The 16,398-nt window shown below is 67.8% G+C and carries 15 protein-coding genes; 3 read left to right on the top strand and 12 right to left on the bottom strand.

All coding sequences use genetic code 11. The features are described 5' to 3' along the window. Positions 1-89: 89 nt before the first annotated feature. A complete protein-coding gene (locus ACIQK7_RS07240) occupies positions 90-1,637 on the top strand; it encodes an FAD-binding oxidoreductase (RefSeq protein WP_403022723.1) in 1,548 nt (515 codons plus the stop codon). Positions 1,638-1,718: 81 nt separating this feature from the next. Here ACIQK7_RS07240 and ACIQK7_RS07245 read toward each other — a convergent pair whose 3' ends face one another. From ACIQK7_RS07245 to ACIQK7_RS07295, 11 genes are all read right to left on the bottom strand, one after another. Further along, entirely contained in the window at positions 1,719-2,699 is a 981-nt protein-coding gene (locus ACIQK7_RS07245) for an acyl-CoA dehydrogenase family protein (protein WP_403022726.1), read from the bottom strand. Continuing rightward, entirely contained in the window at positions 2,696-3,475 is a 780-nt protein-coding gene (locus ACIQK7_RS07250; protein ID WP_403022727.1) for an enoyl-CoA hydratase-related protein, read from the bottom strand. Before ACIQK7_RS07250 ends, ACIQK7_RS07245 begins: the two co-directional genes overlap by 4 nt. Next, positions 3,472-4,332 (bottom strand): 3-hydroxyacyl-CoA dehydrogenase family protein, encoded by an 861-nt coding sequence (locus tag ACIQK7_RS07255; RefSeq protein WP_403022730.1) that lies wholly within the window; start codon positions 4,330-4,332, stop codon positions 3,472-3,474. Before ACIQK7_RS07255 ends, ACIQK7_RS07250 begins: the two co-directional genes overlap by 4 nt. A 14-nt stretch (positions 4,333-4,346) precedes the next feature. Further along, a complete protein-coding gene (locus ACIQK7_RS07260) occupies positions 4,347-5,225 on the bottom strand; it encodes a 3-hydroxyacyl-CoA dehydrogenase family protein (protein ID WP_403022733.1) in 879 nt (292 codons plus the stop codon). Then, on the bottom strand, positions 5,222-6,484 hold the full coding sequence (locus ACIQK7_RS07265) for an acyl-CoA dehydrogenase family protein (protein WP_403022735.1): 1,263 nt from the start codon (positions 6,482-6,484) through the stop codon (positions 5,222-5,224). The genes ACIQK7_RS07260 and ACIQK7_RS07265 overlap by 4 nt, the downstream gene beginning before the upstream one ends. Next, complete coding sequence (locus ACIQK7_RS07270; protein WP_403022738.1) at positions 6,481-7,266, bottom strand: enoyl-CoA hydratase/isomerase family protein; 786 nt, start codon at positions 7,264-7,266, stop codon at positions 6,481-6,483. Before ACIQK7_RS07270 ends, ACIQK7_RS07265 begins: the two co-directional genes overlap by 4 nt. Next, positions 7,256-8,521, bottom strand: a complete 1,266-nt coding sequence (locus ACIQK7_RS07275; protein WP_403022741.1) for a CaiB/BaiF CoA transferase family protein — start codon at positions 8,519-8,521, stop codon at positions 7,256-7,258. The genes ACIQK7_RS07270 and ACIQK7_RS07275 overlap by 11 nt, the downstream gene beginning before the upstream one ends. 16 nt (positions 8,522-8,537) lie before the next feature. After that, positions 8,538-8,975: a carboxymuconolactone decarboxylase family protein gene (locus ACIQK7_RS07280; RefSeq protein WP_403022744.1), complete on the bottom strand. Its 438-nt coding sequence runs from the start codon at positions 8,973-8,975 to the stop codon at positions 8,538-8,540. A 12-nt stretch (positions 8,976-8,987) separates the two neighbouring features. After that, on the bottom strand, positions 8,988-10,202 hold the full coding sequence (locus tag ACIQK7_RS07285) for an acetyl-CoA C-acyltransferase (protein ID WP_403022747.1): 1,215 nt from the start codon (positions 10,200-10,202) through the stop codon (positions 8,988-8,990). Positions 10,203-10,224: 22 nt separating this feature from the next. After that, a complete protein-coding gene (locus ACIQK7_RS07290; protein WP_403022750.1) occupies positions 10,225-11,100 on the bottom strand; it encodes a VOC family protein in 876 nt (291 codons plus the stop codon). A 99-nt stretch (positions 11,101-11,199) separates the two neighbouring features. Next, positions 11,200-13,173: an acetoacetate--CoA ligase gene (locus tag ACIQK7_RS07295; protein ID WP_403022753.1), complete on the bottom strand. Its 1,974-nt coding sequence runs from the start codon at positions 13,171-13,173 to the stop codon at positions 11,200-11,202. Between the two features lie 152 nt (positions 13,174-13,325). Here ACIQK7_RS07295 and ACIQK7_RS07300 point away from each other — a divergent pair, with 152 nt between their 5' ends. Both ACIQK7_RS07300 and ACIQK7_RS07305 read left to right on the top strand, forming a co-directional pair. Further along, positions 13,326-14,099 (top strand): SDR family NAD(P)-dependent oxidoreductase, encoded by a 774-nt coding sequence (locus ACIQK7_RS07300; RefSeq protein ID WP_403022756.1) that lies wholly within the window; start codon positions 13,326-13,328, stop codon positions 14,097-14,099. Between the two features lie 26 nt (positions 14,100-14,125). Beyond that, entirely contained in the window at positions 14,126-15,370 is a 1,245-nt protein-coding gene (locus ACIQK7_RS07305) for an acyl-CoA dehydrogenase family protein (protein ID WP_403022759.1), read from the top strand. 73 nt (positions 15,371-15,443) lie between these two features. Here the strand turns inward: ACIQK7_RS07305 and ACIQK7_RS07310 are convergent, their stop codons facing one another. Then, complete coding sequence (locus ACIQK7_RS07310; RefSeq protein ID WP_403022761.1) at positions 15,444-16,328, bottom strand: fumarylacetoacetate hydrolase family protein; 885 nt, start codon at positions 16,326-16,328, stop codon at positions 15,444-15,446. Positions 16,329-16,398 lie beyond the last annotated feature (70 nt).

Raw genomic sequence — 16,398 nt, forward strand, 5'->3', positions numbered from 1 at the left:
GCGAGCGCGCCGCTCTGGGCAGCTCGCAAGAGTGCTCGTCGCCTGATTCACATCCGGCAACAAACCAGCCTCCACTGTGAAGGAGCAGCATGACTGAGCGCCCGACCCTTGACCCGGTGGTCCTCAGCGACCTCACCACCGCACTCAGCGAGGATCGCGTAGTCATCGACGGTGCCAGCGTCGACGAGTTCAAGGACCCGTATTGGATCCCCGGCGACGACACCTACGTCGGCTCCGCAGTGGTCTTCCCGACGAGCGTCGAGGAGGTGCAGGAGGTCATGCGCATCGCAAACCGCCACGGTGTGCCCGTCTGGCCGCACGGCCAGGGGCGTGGCGGCTACGGTGGCCCCTCACCGGTGGTGCGCGGGTCGATCCAGATCAGCCTCCGGAAGATGAACCGGGTGCTCGAGATCAACGAGGAACTTGCCTACGCCGTCGTGGAGCCGGGTGTGCGGTGGATGGACCTCTACGACGCGATCGAGGCGGGAGGGCACGCGCTGCAGCTCTCCATCACCGACCTTGGTTGGGGCTCGGTCATCGGCAACTCGATGGACAACGGCGTCACCTACCAGCCCTACGGCTCCGACTTCCAGCTGTTGTGCGGCCTCGAGGTCGTCCTGCCGACCGGGGAACTCGTGCGCACCGGTATGGGTGCCATCCCGGACAACAAGGCGTGGCACCTCTATCGCCGCGGCCTCGGGCCCTCCTTTGGCGAGATGTTCGCGCAGAGCAACTACGGCATCGTCGTGAGGGCTGGCGTCTGGCTCCAGCCCAAGCCCGAGGCATACGCGCCCCTCCTGCTGACGGTGCCGAACGAGGAGGACCTCGAGGTGCTCATCGACAGCCTCCGGCAGCTGCTTCTTGAGCGCACGGTCACCGGCGTTCCGGCGATCATGTCGACGTTCACGACGCTCACCACGATCTTCGAGGCTCCGGCTCCACCGCCGGAGCTCATCGACGATGAAGGCGTGCGGGCGCTCGCCGAGCAGTACGGGATCGGTGCCTGGTCGGTCCGCACCGCGCTGTGGGGACGCAGGGCTGTCGTCGATGCGAACCTCGCGCGCATCCGCGAGGTGTGGGAGGCCATCCCGGGCGCGAAGGTCATCAGCCATCGGATCTTCGCCCCAGAGGAGTACGGCGAGATCGACCGGGAGACCGACAAGGTGCAAGCCGGCATCCCGACGATGAAGCTCATCGAGTCCGGCCAGTGGCCGGCAAACCTCGGGCACGCCGCCTTCGCCCCGATCGTTCCCCTCTCCGGCTCCGAGGTGCGGTACGTCATGGAGCAGCTCAAGCAGCGCTTCCGCGAGAACGGACTGAACTTCATCGGGGGCCTGTTCGCGCTCAACCAGCGCACGGCGTGCGTCGTCGCCGGCCTGACCTTCGACCTCAATGAGAAGGAGGGGGCCGAGAAGGCGTACGCCCTCGCCAAGCAACTCGTCCGGGAGGTCGGCGAGCTCGGCTACGGCGAGTTCCGGGCGCACGTTGACTTCATGGACGACGCGCAGAGCATCTACAACTGGAACGATGGCGCCTATCGCCGGCTCGCAGAGACGATCAAGGATGCGGTTGACCCGAACGGGATCCTCTCGCCCGGTCGCCACGGTATCTGGCCCGCGAAGCACCGCGAAGAGTAGGCATCGGCGGGGAGGCAGGCACCTCTTCCCTGCACGAAAACGGGGTGTGCGGTCCGACCGCACACCCCGTTTCGTCTGTCGTCAGATCATCGACGTCGCAGCACGCAGGGATACGGCGTCGCGAAGCAGGCGGGCGACGCCGTATTCCTCGATGTAGCCATAGCCGCCGTGCGACTGGAGGGCGTCGGCGGCGACCTCGATGGCGCGGCCCAGGTTCTGCGCGAGGGCGCCCGTGGCGCGGTCGAGGGATTCGCCGTCGTCGCACACCGCCGCCGAGAGCGAGAGGACCGCGCGACGGCGCTGCTGGTCGAGCGAGCGGCGCACGGTTGGCAGGGCCGTCAGCGGCCCACCGAACTGCACGCGCGAGGATGCGTAGTCTGCAGCGAGCGCTGCGGCGTCGAGCGCGACCCCGGCCGCGATTGCGGCGCCGGCGAGCCGAAGCCGTGCTCGGACGCCGCTCACGGCCACGTCGGAGATGCGAGTGACCGTGCCGTCGATCACGGCAGACGAGGTGCGCGCGCCAGCGAAGCCGGTTCGCCGGTGCGCCTCGCGCGCACGGATGGCCGAAGGCTCGAGCAGCCATGCTGTGTCGTCGCCGTCGAGGATCACGAGTGCGGGCTCGGCTCCGCCGGCGTCGATACGGGCGATGGTGCCGGATGCCCGGCCGCCGTCGATCGTGAGCTGAACGCCGACCGAGCCGAGGTCGACGACCGCGACGGCCTGCTTCCCAGCGACGATGTGGGGCAGCAACTCGCCCCGGACCCGGGCACCCGCGAGCACTTCGGCGGCGGCGTGCGCCTGAGCACAGGCCCAGGCGAGTGCCGCGAATCGGCCGCCGAGGGCCGCCAGTGCCGCCACCCGGAGATCGATGGCAGCGTCGTCGCCGCCCACGGTCTCAGGCATCCCCATTGACCACACGCCAAGCTCGACGATGCCTGCGCGGGCGGTCTCGGCGGCCGCATCGTCGTCAGTGTCGAGTGGCGCGAGCGGTTCGCGCCACTCGAGCACCATGTCGCTGACGGCGCGTTGGTCCTCGCTCAGGTTCACGCCGGCCCAGGTCATTGCCAGAACTGGTCCGGGTCGGGAGCGCGACGCTCATTGAAGGCGGTGCTGACCTCGTGGGCCTCACGCGTCTGCAGGTAAAGCGTCAGGTACTGGTCGTGCGCGAGACGCGCCTGGCCCGAGACGCCGTTGTGGCGTGCCGAGAACGCGGACTTGAGCGCGCCGATCGCAATGGGGCTGCGTGAGGCGATCTCGGTGCCGACCTCGACGGCGCGCGCGACCGCCTCGCCCGCCGGGACGACCTCGTTGACGAGCCCCAGGCCGAGCGCCTGCTCTGCCGTGTACTTGCGGTTGATGTACCAGAGTTCCTTCGCGCGCTTGCGGCCGATCGAGTCCTCGAGGTACCAGGTGCCGTAGCCGGCATCGAAGCTACCGACCATCGGGCCGACCTGGCGGAACACCGCGTTCTCCGACGCAATCGTGAGGTCGCACACGTTCGCCAGCACGTTTCCTCCGCCGACCGCGAAGCCGTTCACGGCTGCGATGACGGGCTTCGGCACCGTGTCGATCGCCTGGTAGACGTCGACGATGGGAATCACCTGGGACGGGTCGACGGATGTGGTTTCGTCGTGCTCGCCGCCGATGCAGAAGAACTTGTCACCGCTGCCCGTCAGCACCGCGGCGCGCAGGGAAGGGTCGAGCCGCAGCATCCGAATTGCGTCGACGAGTTCCAGACACGTCTGCACACGGAGCTTGTTGCCCGCCTCCGGCCGGTTGATGGTGATGGTCAGGACCGCGCCCTCGCGATCGACGATGATGTCTTCGAATGTGCTCACTTGGATACCCCCGCTCGGAAACCGTGCCCGGACTTGTTGCCGAGGCGGCCGGCGGCCACCATCGTCTGCAGCAGCGGCGGTGGCGCGAAGGCCGGGTCGAGCGTCGCGTCGTAGGCGCTGCGGGTGGCGTGCTCGTGCACATCGAGCCCGATGAGGTCGAGCAATTCGAAGGGGCCCAGCTTGTAGCCGAGGCCGAGCCGGATGGCGACATCGATGTCCTCGGCAGACGCGAGCTCGTCGTCGAACTCCTGGATCACGTCGTTGAGGTACGGCATGAGGAGCTTGTTCACGAGGAACCCGGGACGGTCCTTCACAGGCACCGCGTCCTTGCCGATCTCACCGACAAACGCGATGAGGCGCTCGTTCACCTCGGAGGAGGTCGCGAGGCCGCGCACAACCTCGACGACCTTCATGAGCTGGGCGGGGTTGAAGAAGTGCAGCCCAGCGAACCGCTCGGGGTGCGAGGCGGAGGTCGCGAGATCCGACACCGAGAGGGCGGAGGTGTTGGTGGCGAGCACGGTCGTCGCCGAGACGACGGCCGCCACCTCGGCGAACAGCGCGGCCTTCACCTCGCGTCGTTCGGTGACCGCCTCGATGACGAGGTCGACATCCGCCAGGTCTGCGATCGAGGTCGTGCCGCGGATGCGACCCAAGACCTCATCACGCTGCTCCGGCGTGGTCTTGCCCCGCTCGATGCCGGCGGCGAGGAAGCGCTCGATCCCGGCGCGTCCGGCGTCGAGTCGCGACTGTTCGCTCTCCAGCACGAGGACGTCCCGCCCCGACTGGGCGACCACCTGGGCGATGCCGCCGCCCATCGTGCCGAAGCCGAGCACCGCGACCTTCTCAAACATTGTCATTGCTGCTCCCGTTCTCACGCGCCGAAGAGGGCGGTGTCGTCGTAGGTGTAGAAGCCGCGGCCCGTCTTGCGACCGAGATCGCCAGCCGCGATCATCCGCTCGACCATCGGGGGCGGGGCGAAGCGGGGGTCGCGCAGCTGCTCGTACAGGCGCATTGCGACCTGCCAGTGCACGTCCATGCCGACGATGTCGAGCAGGCGGAACGGGCCCATCGGGTGGCCGAGGGCACCGGTGACGGCGGCATCGATCGACTCGACCGTGCCGAGACCCGATTCGAGCGCGCGGATGCAGCTGTTCTCCCACGGGATGAGGAAGCGGTTGAGGATGAACCCCGGGCGGTCCTTCGTGACGACCGAGGTCTTGCCGATGGTGCGGAGGAAGTCGAGGGTGGCGTCGTGCGCCCACGACGCCGTGTGGCGACCGTCGGCCAGTTCGACGAGCTTCATCAGCGGGGCGGGGTTGCAGTAGTGCGTGCCGACGACCCGCTCCGGCAGCCGCGAACCCGCCGCGATCGCGGTCACGGAGAGCGTCGAGGTGTTCGTGTGCAGAAGCGTGCGGTCGGAGACGATGTCATCAAGCTGGGCGAAGAGGTCCTTCTTCACCTGAAGGTCCTCGAACACCGCCTCGACGACGACGTCCGCACTCGCGAGTTCACCCAGGTCGGTCACGCCGACGAGCGACGACTTCACGGCCTCGGCCTGATCCGCTGTGCGCTTGCCGAGGCGCACGCTCTTGTCGACGAATCCGTGCACAAAGTCGATGCCGCGCTGCACGCGGTCCTCGGTGAGGTCATACAGGATGGTTCGCTGGCCGGCACCGGCCATGACGGCGGCGATGCCCGAGCCCATCGTGCCTGCGCCGATCACGGCGACGGTGCGGGGTGTGTCAGTCAAGAAACGCTCCTTTGCGTGGGGATGAGATCGCCGAGCGCGCGCGAGGTGTCGCGCGCGATGAGTAGGCGTTGCACTTCGTTCGTGCCGTCGTAGACCTGGGTCACCTTCGCGTCACGGAGGCTGCGCTCGACACCCACCCCGGCGAGGTCGCCGTAGGGACCGAGGAGCGCCGTCGCGGCGACGGCGGTTCGCCAGCCGAGGTCGGTACAGGCCTGCTTCATGATCCCGATGTGCGCCGTGGAGGGGTTCTCGGCATGGTCGACCTCGCGGGCGGTCGCGAGCAGGAGCAGTCGTCCCTGCAGGATCTCACCGCGCAGCTCCGCGAGCTGGAAGGAAAGCTCGTCGGGCAGGCGCCTGCCGTGAATCTCCCGCAGCGCCAACAGCGTGCGCACGTATGCGTTGCGTGCAAGGCCCACGCCCTGCGCCGCCGCGCTGATGCGCGACTTGATGACGGATGACATGACGATGCGCCATCCGGAGCCCTCCTCGCCGAGGCGATTGCCGGTGGGGACCTCGACATCGCGCAGGAAGAGTTCGGCGGTCGAGGAGCCGTGCATGCCCATCTTGTGGAATGGGATGCCGCCCTCGACTCCCGGCAGGTCGCCGTCGATGACCACCGCGGTGACGCCGTCCCGCCCGAGGCCCGGGTCCACGGTCACGAAGCACACGATGGTGTCGGCCCGGTCGCCCGTCGTGATGAAGGTCTTCGACCCCCGCACGGTGTACGCGCTGCCATCGGCGTTGCGCGTTGCACGTGTGCGGATGCTCGACACATCGCTGCCCGCATCCGGCTCGGTGATCGCCATCGCCCCGTAGGCCGAACCGTTCAGCAGTGACGGGATGCTGCGCTCGGCGAGCTCCCGGCTGCCGGCGAGCAGGATCGGGTATGCGGCGTGCGTCTGGGTCATGTAGACGAGGCTTGTGGCGGCGCATCCGGCCGTGATCTCCTCCATTGCGGCCGCGTAGGCCACATGGCTGTCGCCGGAGCCGCCGAGGTCCTCCGGGAACACCAGCCCGGCCAGGCCTGCCCCCGCCAGCGCATGGTAGCTGTCATGCGCGAACGCGTGCGTGCGATCCAGTTCGGTGGCACGCGGAGCGACCTCGCGGGCGACGACCTCGCGGGTGCGGTCACGGATGTCGCGCTCGCGCCCGGTGAGAAGCGCATCGCTGACCGACTCGTCGACGAGAGCGTGCGCACTCAGGTAGGCATCGGCATCCGCATCGATGTCCAGCATGCCCGGCAGCACGGATGCGGTCATCGGGACACCTGATCGAAGTCCGGGCTGCGCTTCTCGAGGAATGCGGCGATGCCCTCTGCGGCTTCGGCGCTGCCGGTGGCGATCGCGCCGAGATTCGCCTCCAGTGCGAGGCCGTGCGCGTCGGCGGTAGCCGTGCGCATGGCGCTCAGGATGGCGGACTGGGCCCGCGGGCCCTTGCTTGCGATCGTCTCCGCGACACCAAGCGCCGTGGGGAGGAGCTCCTCGGGGGCGACGGGTGGCAGCGGGGTGAGGCCGAGTTCGTAGGCGCGCTCAGCCAGGATGCGATCGCCGGTGAGCATCGCGTAGGCGGCGGACGCGCGTCCGATCGCACGGGGGAGGCGCTGCGTGCCGCCGTAGCCCGGGATCAGGCCGAGCCCGGATTCGGGCAGGCCGAGTGACGCGTTGGTGGCGAGCACGGGAAACGTCGACGCGAGCACGAGTTCGAAGCCGCCGCCAAGCGCCAAGCCATTCACCGCCGCGATGACCGGGATCGGGCAGGACTCGACCGTGTTCATCACGCGCTGCCCGGCGCTCAGTCGTTCCTGGGCAGTGACGGCGTCGAGCCCCGCGAACTCGTCGAGGTCCGCCCCCGCGCTGAAGGCGCGGGGGCCCGAGCCCGTCAGGACGACGGCGCGCATGCCGTCGCCGACCGCCTCCGTCGTGAGCTCGGAGAGCCGTGCGAGCACGGAGCTGTTGAGCGCGTTGTAGACGTTCGGGCGGTTGATTGTCAGCACCCTGACTGCGCCTCGCGTCTCAGCAAGGACGACCTCTTCATTGGCCATCTGTGGCATTTCCTCTCGAGTCGACGGGCGGCGCGCCCACGGTGCCGGCCTCGGTGAGCGAGCCGATCTCATCGGGGCTCAGGCCCAGCTCGGCGAGCACGTCGACCGAGTCTGCGCCGAGCTGCGGGAAGCGCTCATTGCGCGGTTGGGGGATGGAACGGAGACGGAACGGACTGCGCACCCCATTGAGCCCGGGCGTCCCGGGTACTGGCAGCACGCTGTCGCGGGCGACGACCTGCGGGTCGGCCACCACTTCACCGAGCGACTGCACGAGGGATGTTGGCACGCCGGCGCCAGCGAGCAGCGACGTCCATTCCAGCGCTGGGCGGGTCACGAGCACGGTTGCAATCTGTTCCGTGATGCGTGCCCGATCACGGCGTCGCCCGTCGTTGGTCGCGAGCGCGGGATCCGCTGCGAGTTGATCGAGCCCGATGGCGGTGCAGAACCGTCGCCACATTGCATCGTTGCCGATTGCGACGACGATCTCCCGGTCGGCCGTGGGAAAGGTCTGGTAGACCGCGAGCACCGAGTCCGTGCCACCGCTGGGCGCAGGCTCCGGGTCGCCGGCGAGGAACGACGCGATGCGGGGCGCCATGAGCGCGAGATCGGAGTCGAGCAGCGATACGTCAATGATCTCGCCGACGCCCTCCGCCCGCTGGCGAACGACCGCGGCGCTGATGGCGAGGGCTGCGCACATCCCCGTGACGATGTCAGACAGGGCCGTCGACACCCGCTGGGGCGAGCCACCTTTCGCGCCCGTGACCGACATGAGTCCGGAGCGCGCCTGCGCGGCGAGATCATACCCGGGCTGGTCGCGCGCTGGTCCGTCGATTCCGAATCCCGACATCGCGCAGTAGATCAGGTGTGGGTGGCGATCGAGCACGGCCTCAGGGACGAGACCCAGACGCTCGAGCTTGGACGGCAGCACGTTCTGGATGAAGACGTCGGCCGACGCGAGCAGCCGATCCAGCACGTCGCGGCCAGCGGGGGAAGCCACGTCGAGGGCGATCGAGCGCTTATTCCGGTTAGCGGATGCGAACCATGCGGATTCCCCATCGACGAACGGCGGTCCCCAGGTGCGGGCGTCGTCGCCCGTGCGGGGGCGCTCCACCTTGACGACATCCGCGCCGAGGTCGGCGAGGTACATCGCGGCGGTCGGGCCCGCATACGACGTCGACATGTCGATCACGCGCAGCCCGGCGAGCGGGCCTGGGTGGCCGCCCCGAGGCGTGCCAGCCGGAGGGGTCGAGGTCATCTTCCGCTACTCCCGGTCACTCGGGGTCGGGCGGGATGACGGAGCCGTCTCCGAAGACCTCGATCGCCACCCGGTAAGCGGCATTCGCGTTCGGCACGCCGGCGTAGATTGCCGACTGCAGGATGATCTCGCGGATCTCTTCGACGCTGAGGCCGTTGCGGTATGCGGCGACGAGATGCATCTTCAGCTCGGCGTGGTGCCCACCCGTGATAAGTGACGACAGCACCACGACCGAGCGGGTACGACGGTCGAGCTGCGGCCGCGACCAGACCTCGCCCCACGCGACGCGGGTGATGAAGTCCTGAAAGTCCTCGGTGAGCCAGGTCGTCTTCTCGATCGCGCGGTCGACGTGACCGTCTGAGAGCACGCTGCGCCGCACGGCGAAGCCCTGGGCGCGCCGCTCATCGTCGCTGAGGTGAGGCTCGTTGGGGCCGTGGGAGTCGGGACTCGTCATCTGCTTCTCCAGTCAGTTGAGGCGTTCGAGGATGACCGCCATGCCCTGGCCGCCGCCGACGCAGAGCGTGGCAAGACCGAGGGTCTGGTCGCGGGTGCGCAGGCCGTTGAGCATGGTCGACAGCAGGCGGATGCCGGTCGCACCGTAGGGGTGGCCGAGCGCGATTGAGCCGCCGAAGGGGTTGAGCTGCGTGTCGATATCGATGCCGAGCTGCGCCGCAGAGGGCAGCACCTGGGCGGCGAAGGCCTCATTGATCTCGACGATGTCCATGTCGCCGATCGTCATGCCGGCACGCTGGAGCGCGCGGCGGGACGACTCCACGGGGCCGAGCCCCATGATCTCCGGCGACAGCCCGCTCACGGCGGTTGAGACGATCCGCGCGAGCGGGGTCAGCCCACGCTCCCGCGCGAAGTCCGCCGAGACGACCACGGCGGCCGAGGCGCCGTCGTTGAACGGGCTGCAGTTGCCCGCGGTCACGGTGCCCTTCGGGCTGAATGCGGGGGCCAGCGCGGCGAGTCCTTCGGCGGTCGTGCCGGGACGGATGCAGTCGTCGGCGTCGAACACCGTTCCATCCGGGCGGGTAATCGGGATGATCTCCCGGTCGAAGAAACCACTGCGCGCCGACTCTGCTGCGAGGGTTTGGGAACGGAGGGCGTAGGCATCCTGCATTTCCCGCGTCGTGCCGGTGAGGCGCGCGACATGTTCTGCGGTCAGCCCCATGCCGAATCCGAGGGTCATCGAACCGTCGGGGGCCAAGCCCTCATCACGGGGATCGGACCAGGTGCGACCCTCGGCGATGAGTGCCGCGGTGCGGTCAGTGCCGCCCAGACGCTCGCCAGGCTGGGGGTCGAGGGAGGGAAAACGGGTGGTGGACTCGACCCCACCGATGAGGAAGGCGTCGCCCTCGCCGGCGGCGATCGCGTGGAAGGCCATCCGTGTGGCCTGGAGGGATGACGCGCAGAAGCGGGTGACCGTCGCCCCCGGCAGGTGGTCCATGCCGAGCGAGACGGCGATCACCCGGGCGAGGTTGAAGCCCTGCTCACCGCTGGGCTCGGAGCATCCGAGGATAAAGTCCTCGAGGTCGCCGTGGTCAATGCCCGGGACGCGCTCAAGCACACCCGATACGACCTGCCCCGCGAGTTCATCCGCCCGCACATCGACGAGTCCGCCCTTGCGGGCGCGCGCAATCGGGGAACGCCCGATCGCGACGATGACAGCTTCGGTCATGTCAGTTCCTCCTGGGTCGCGATCAGCGAGTGGTCGGGGCGAAGCCGTACTGGAGCATCTCGGGAATCTGGCCGTCCCACTGGTTGATCCAGCTCAGGTCCTCGGGGTCCCAGTACTTCACGCCGCGCTCGGGGTCGTAGATCTGCTCCATGTCGGCGTAGACCTCGACAATCCCGCCCGCAGGCTCGAGGTAGTAGGCGGCGATATTGTGGCCAGCGCCGTGACGTACGGGGCCCCACACGAGGCGCGATCCAGCACGGATGAGGCGGTCGCCGAGGCGGCCAAGATCGGCGATGCTCTGCACCTGCCAGGCGTGGTGGTGCAGGGCCACATCATCGCGCTTCATGATCGCGATGCCGTGGTGGTCGGCGTTGCAGCGCAGGAAGAACGCGATGTCTTCACCGATCTGGTCTGACACCTTGAGGTCGAACACGTCGATCAGGAAGTCGCGGTAGGTGATCGAGTCGCGCACCTTGAGGTTGATGTGCCCGAAGCGGTCGACATTCGTGAAGCCGACGCGAATGTCGTAGCGGTCGGCCTCCTGGTAGACGTTCCAGGTGTAGCCCTCGTGGTCGACGAACGCGAAGCCAGCCTCGGCATGGGTTTCGAACGGGTTCTCGGTGATGACCTTGAAACCGCGCCGTGCAACCTTCTCCCGGACGGCTGCGAGCTCCTCACCGTTTGGAACCAGGACCCCCATGTGGTCGGTGCCGTTCTCATCCGACTGGGTGTAGACGATTTCGTGGTGCGTCTCCTGGGCGGCGAGATACGCCTTGGTGCTCGTGGCCTCCGTTACCCGCAGGCCGAGAAAATTCTCCGCGTACTCGATGGACGCCTTGAGGTCCGTCGTTCGCAGCGACACATACCCGAGCTCTGAAACCGTTCCCTTAGCAACCATGGAAGGCCCACCTCCTTGTAGGACTATTCGAATGAAGTCTAATGTCCGACAATCTAGCAGAGTGCTTCTGGTGACGCGACATTCGTCTCACGGCGGCTGTCAGTCGCGGCGTTCGGCGCCGAGTCGTGCGAACAGGTCCAACGCATCGGGGTCATCGACGGCATCCCGGCTCACGACCTCCTCAGGGCGGGCGCCCTGCAGGATCCGCTTGATCGGCACCTCGAGCTTCTTGCCGGTGCGCGTGTGAGGGATGGCAGGCACCGCGATGATCTCGTCGGGCACATGGCGAGGCGAGGTTGCGGTGCGAATCGCAGATGCGAGTTGCGCGCGCCGGGCGTCGTCGAGCTCGACTCCGTGCGACAGCACGACGAAGAGCGGCATCCAATACCCGCCGTCGGGCTGCTCGACGCCAACGATCAGCGACTCGACGATCCCGGGCTGGCGCTCGACCACGTCGTAGATGTCTCCGCTGCCAAGGCGCACGCCGTAGCGGTTCAGCGTGGCATCCGACCTGCCGTGGATCACCACCGAACCCCGATCGGTGATGGTGGCCCAGTCGCCGTGCCGCCACACGCCGGGAAACCGGTCGAAGTAGGCGTTGTGGTACTTCGCGCCGTCGGGATCGTTCCAGAGGTGCAGCGGCATGCTCGGCATCGGCTTGGTCACGACGAGCTCGCCAACCTCGCCCGTGACCGGGTTGCCGTCTGGATCCCACGTCGCCACAGCCATCCCCAGCGCGCGTGCCGGAAGCTCGCCGGGCCAGATCGGTTTGTTCGCCGCTCCGCTCGCCAGCGCGGAGCAGATGTCCGTGCCACCCGACATCGAGACGAGCGGCACCTCGGAGCCGAGTTGCGAGGCCAGCCAGGCGAACGCGCTCGGCGGCACCGGCGACCCGGTGGCCCCCACCATGCGCAGGTGCGGGACCGGGGGGATGGTGTAGCCGGCGCGCTCACTCGCCTGCAGATACCCGGGGCTCGTGCCGAGGATCGTCACGTCGTGCTCGGCCGCGATGTCCCACAGGCGGCCGGCCTCGGGGAAGGTCGGGTTTCCGTCGTACGTCACGATCGATGCGCCCAGCAGCAGCGCGTTGGCGACGAAGTTCCACATCATCCAGTTGGGCGAGGTGTACCAGAACATGCGGTCGTCTGCTGTCATGTCCATCTGGAGCCCGAGGTTCTTCTGCGCGTCGAGCGTGATGCCACCGTGACCATGCACGATGCCCTTGGGGATGCCGGTGGTGCCTGATGAGAACAGCACCCACAGCGGGTGATCGAAGGGCACCTGCAGGGGCGCGAGCGGCGCGGCATCCATCGGGGTGAGCGCCTCCGACCAGGTCGTTGTGGAGCGGCCGTAGTCGAGCCGCTCCAGGCCGGCGTGCTCGATGTGCACGACCTCCTGCACGCTGGGCAGCAGGCGAGCGAGTTCCACGGCCTGATCGCGGCGGTCGAACGAGCGACCGTTGAACGAGTATCCGTCGCAGGCGACGAGCAGCACCGGCTCGAGCTGTGCCAGGCGCTTCGCCGCAGCATCCGCCGCGTAGTCGGGCGCGCAGCACGACCAGACCGCCCCGAGGGAGGCCGCCGCGAGAAAGGCGATGATTCCGGCGGAGCAGTGGGGGATGTAGCCCGCCACCCGGTCACCCGCGGAGACCCCGAGTCGGCGGAAGGTCGCGGCGACCGCGGCGACCCGGCGCTCGAGTTCGCCCCAGGAGACGTGCTCGGTGCGCCCGTCCTCGACGATCTCGATGATCGCGATTCGCTCGGGATCACGGTCGCGGAAGACGTTGTCGACGTAGTTGAGCTCGGCGCCGGCGAACCACCGCGCTCCCGGCATCCGCACCGAGTCGAGGATGGTGTGCGCCGGCATTGACGCGCGCACCTCGAAGAAGTCCCAGACCTCGGCCCAGAATTCTGGAAGGTTGTCGACCGACCACTGCCACAGCGCGTCGTAGTCCGGCAGGCGCACCTCGTGTCGCTCCTCAACCTGTCGCGTGAAGGCGGCAATCCGGCTGCGCGCTGCGGTCGACGCGTCCGGTGTCCATGCGGGCACAGGTCGGGAATCGGGTTCAGTCATGGAGGCTCTCCGCTTCTTTGCTCTTCGGGCGCCGATGCCCGCGTGCCGGTGGCTTGACATTCGGTGTCTCAAATGTCGAAACTAGCGCAATAGGAAAATATCCGACCATAGCCCACGTGTCAGCGCTGACATGTGACCAAAAGGAGGCGCGGATGCGCAACACCACCGCGGACGGTTCACTCAACGGAAAGGTCGCCCTCGTCACCGGCGCCGGTCGGGGACTCGGACTTGCCATCACTCGCGCCCTGCTGGACGCCGGGGCCGACGTCGTCGTAGCTGGCCGTAACGGGGCCGCTCTCGATGCCGTCGTCAAGGAAGCGAGCTCACGAGCACAGCGCGCGTTCGCCCAGGTCGTAGATGTCGCCTCAGAGGAATCGGTCGACGCTCTCGTCTCCGCGGCGCTCGCCGAGTTCGGTCGCATCGACATCCTCGTGAACAACGCGGGAGTGCTCAGCACCGTGCCGTTCCTCGAGCAGGACGCGGGGGACTGGGATCGGATCATCTCCACCAACCTCGGCGGCACCTTCCTGGTGACGCGTGCAGTCGGCCGCCACATGGTCGAGCAGGGCGGCGGCAAGGTGATCAACATGGCCTCCAACTTCGCGCTCAATGGCGTGCCGCATCACGCCGCATACTCGGCGTCGAAGGCCGGCGTCATCGCCCTCACGAAGTCGCTCGCGGTCGAATGGGCGCGGTACGGCATCCAGGTCAACGCCCTCGCGCCCGGGTACTTCACGAGCGACATCAACGCGGAACTCCGCGCGGATGACGAAACTCTCGCCAAGGTCCTGAAGACCGTGCCGTCTCGCCGGATGGGCGACCCCGACATCGAGCTGGCACCCTGGGTGCTCGCCCTGGCCGGCCCGCAGTCCGGATACATGACCGGCGAGGTCATCGTCCTCGACGGTGGCATGACCGCCCAGTGATCCGCGAACCCAACAGGAGCCCGAACATGCCCGAAGACAGCGTTGCAATGCTGGCGGCCGACCCCGCTACCGAGCTACCGCTCAAGACCGCCCTTGACAGTGCCGAACGGCTCCGCCCCGAGCTGGTGCGCGACCAGGCCGACGTCGAGGTGCGCACGACCTACTCGCCGGAGCGTCACCGGCAGTTCCAGGAGGCCGGTTTCTACCGGCTTCTCATCCCGCGCATGTACGGCGGCTACGCCTACGACATGCCCAGCTTCCTGAAGGTCATGGGCTCGGTCGCCCGCGGCTGCATGTCGACGGGATGGTGCCTCACGCTTGGCGCCAGTCACGCGCTGCTCGTGAGCTCGCTGTGGGGCAAGGAGGCGCAGGACGAGATCTTCGCCGACGGCCACGTCGTCATCCCCTCCACCGCACGACCGGGCGGCCCGGCCACGCGCAACGGGGACGGCACCTGGACCCTCAACACGACGCATCCGTATTCCTCGGGCAGCCCGTATTCGACCCACTACCTCGGGCAGGCGTTCGAGTACGACGAGCAGGGCAAGCCCAAGCAGCAGATGTTCTTCATCGCGCCGCGCGACCGCTACGAGATCCTCGATGACTGGGGGCGCACGCTCGGGCTGAAGGGCAGCGGCTCGAACACGATCGTGTTCAAGGATGCGGTCATTCCCGAGCGCTATGTGCTCGAGCAGACCATGCAGGTCGACCTGCGCACCGCCAACACCTCACCGGGATTCGAGCTGCACGGCAACCCGATGCACCTGGCCCCAGGCCAAGGCTTCTTCGGGCTGGACCTCGCGACGGTCTTTCTCGGCGGAGCCTTCGGCGCGCTCGATGAGTACGAGCGGCTACTGCACGACCGCAAGACCGCGGGAGACGCGGGTCGCCCGCCCGCAGCGCGGCTCTACGACCAGGACTACCAGCGCTGGTACGGCCTGGCGACCGTGAAGCTCAACGCTGCGCAGGGCATCGTGAACGACGCTGCCGAGCGCTGGATGGAGATCTGCCACCGCGCCGCGGCCGGCGGGGAGCCATTCACCACGGCCGAGGACATGATGATCAACATGATGTGCCGCGAAGCAACGCGCCTTGCCTGGGACACGGTCCAGGAGACGATCTACCGCACCGCAGGCTCCAGTGCTGCCGTGAATGGTGAACGGCTCGAGCGGTCCTACCGCGACCTCTCCCAAGCCTGGGGCCACGTCACCATGGTCATCGAAGACACCATGGCGCGTGCGTGGACCAAGCTGCACCTCGGCGTCTCATGAGCCGAGCCGACTGAGGCTGCACATACGAAAGCGGGGTCCCGGAGCAATCCAGGACCCCGCTTTCGTGCTGGGATCAGAGCGCCGCGGGCTCTCCGATGAACTCGACCGGAGTGGGCTCCGCCACGATCCGGTTCTCGATGGCACCGATGCCGTCGATCTCGACGCGCACCAGGTCGCCGGCCGCGAGGTAGCGGTTCTCCATGACACCGACGCCACCCGGCGTGCCGGTCGCGATGAGGTCGCCCGGCTCGAGCGTCATGGCACCTGACAGGTGAGCGATCAGGCGCTCGACGGTGAAGATCAGGTTCTTCGTGTTCGATGACTGACGGGTCTCGCCATTGACAATCGTGCGGATCGGCAGGTTATGCGGGTCGAGCTCGTCGGGCGTGACGATCCACGGTCCAACCACACCGTGACCGTCGAACGACTTGCCGAGCACCCACTGGCCGCCCATCATCTGGTAATCGCGCACGCTGTAGTCGTTGATGCACACGTAGCCAGCGATCACGAGCGGCGCGTTCGCCTCTGAGACGTGGCGCGCACGGCGACCGATCACGACGCCGAGCTCGCATTCGAAGTCGAGGCGGTCTGACACCGCCGGCACCTGCACATCGGCGTAGGGTGCGGCGATCGTGTTGTTCCACTTCGAGAACACGGTCGGGTCCTTCGGCAGCTCCTCGCCGATCTCCTTCACGTGCTCGAGGTAGTTGCGGCCGACCGCGATGAACTTCTGCGGGTTCTGCACGGGCGACTCGAGTTCGCTGAGGTTGAGCGGGCGACGCCCCTTACCACTGGCGATCGCGCGGGCCACTGCCTCGGCCCCGGCCTCGCCGGAGATCAGGATGGCGACGGCGTCGTTCGGCAGTTCGGGCGCCGCAACGCTCAGGTCGACGACCTCGTCGTCCACGACCGCGGCGGCGACGATGCCGGCGTCGGTGCGCAGGGATGCAAGCTTCATGGAGCTACTCCGTTTCCTAGTGTTGGATTAATCCGACATTAGTCTACGGAACGTGAAAGATAAAAAACCA

Origin of the sequence: Salinibacterium sp. GXW1014, from assembly GCF_044769865.1 — a bacterium.
In the GTDB taxonomy this organism is placed as follows: Bacteria; Actinomycetota; Actinomycetes; order Actinomycetales; family Microbacteriaceae; genus Homoserinimonas.

Coding starts and splice junctions, on each gene's coding strand:
- ACIQK7_RS07240 (WP_403022723.1), top strand. CDS start 90: ATGACTGAGCGCCCGACCCTTGACCCGGTGGTCCTCAGCGACCTCACC.
- ACIQK7_RS07245 (WP_403022726.1), bottom strand. CDS start 2,699: ATGACCTGGGCCGGCGTGAACCTGAGCGAGGACCAACGCGCCGTCAGC.
- ACIQK7_RS07255 (WP_403022730.1), bottom strand. CDS start 4,332: ATGACAATGTTTGAGAAGGTCGCGGTGCTCGGCTTCGGCACGATGGGC.
- ACIQK7_RS07265 (WP_403022735.1), bottom strand. CDS start 6,484: ATGACCGCATCCGTGCTGCCGGGCATGCTGGACATCGATGCGGATGCC.
- ACIQK7_RS07270 (WP_403022738.1), bottom strand. CDS start 7,266: ATGGCCAATGAAGAGGTCGTCCTTGCTGAGACGCGAGGCGCAGTCAGG.
- ACIQK7_RS07275 (WP_403022741.1), bottom strand. CDS start 8,521: ATGACCTCGACCCCTCCGGCTGGCACGCCTCGGGGCGGCCACCCAGGC.
- ACIQK7_RS07280 (WP_403022744.1), bottom strand. CDS start 8,975: ATGACGAGTCCCGACTCCCACGGCCCCAACGAGCCTCACCTCAGCGAC.
- ACIQK7_RS07285 (WP_403022747.1), bottom strand. CDS start 10,202: ATGACCGAAGCTGTCATCGTCGCGATCGGGCGTTCCCCGATTGCGCGC.
- ACIQK7_RS07290 (WP_403022750.1), bottom strand. CDS start 11,100: ATGGTTGCTAAGGGAACGGTTTCAGAGCTCGGGTATGTGTCGCTGCGA.
- ACIQK7_RS07295 (WP_403022753.1), bottom strand. CDS start 13,173: ATGACTGAACCCGATTCCCGACCTGTGCCCGCATGGACACCGGACGCG.
- ACIQK7_RS07300 (WP_403022756.1), top strand. CDS start 13,326: ATGCGCAACACCACCGCGGACGGTTCACTCAACGGAAAGGTCGCCCTC.
- ACIQK7_RS07305 (WP_403022759.1), top strand. CDS start 14,126: ATGCCCGAAGACAGCGTTGCAATGCTGGCGGCCGACCCCGCTACCGAG.
- ACIQK7_RS07310 (WP_403022761.1), bottom strand. CDS start 16,328: ATGAAGCTTGCATCCCTGCGCACCGACGCCGGCATCGTCGCCGCCGCG.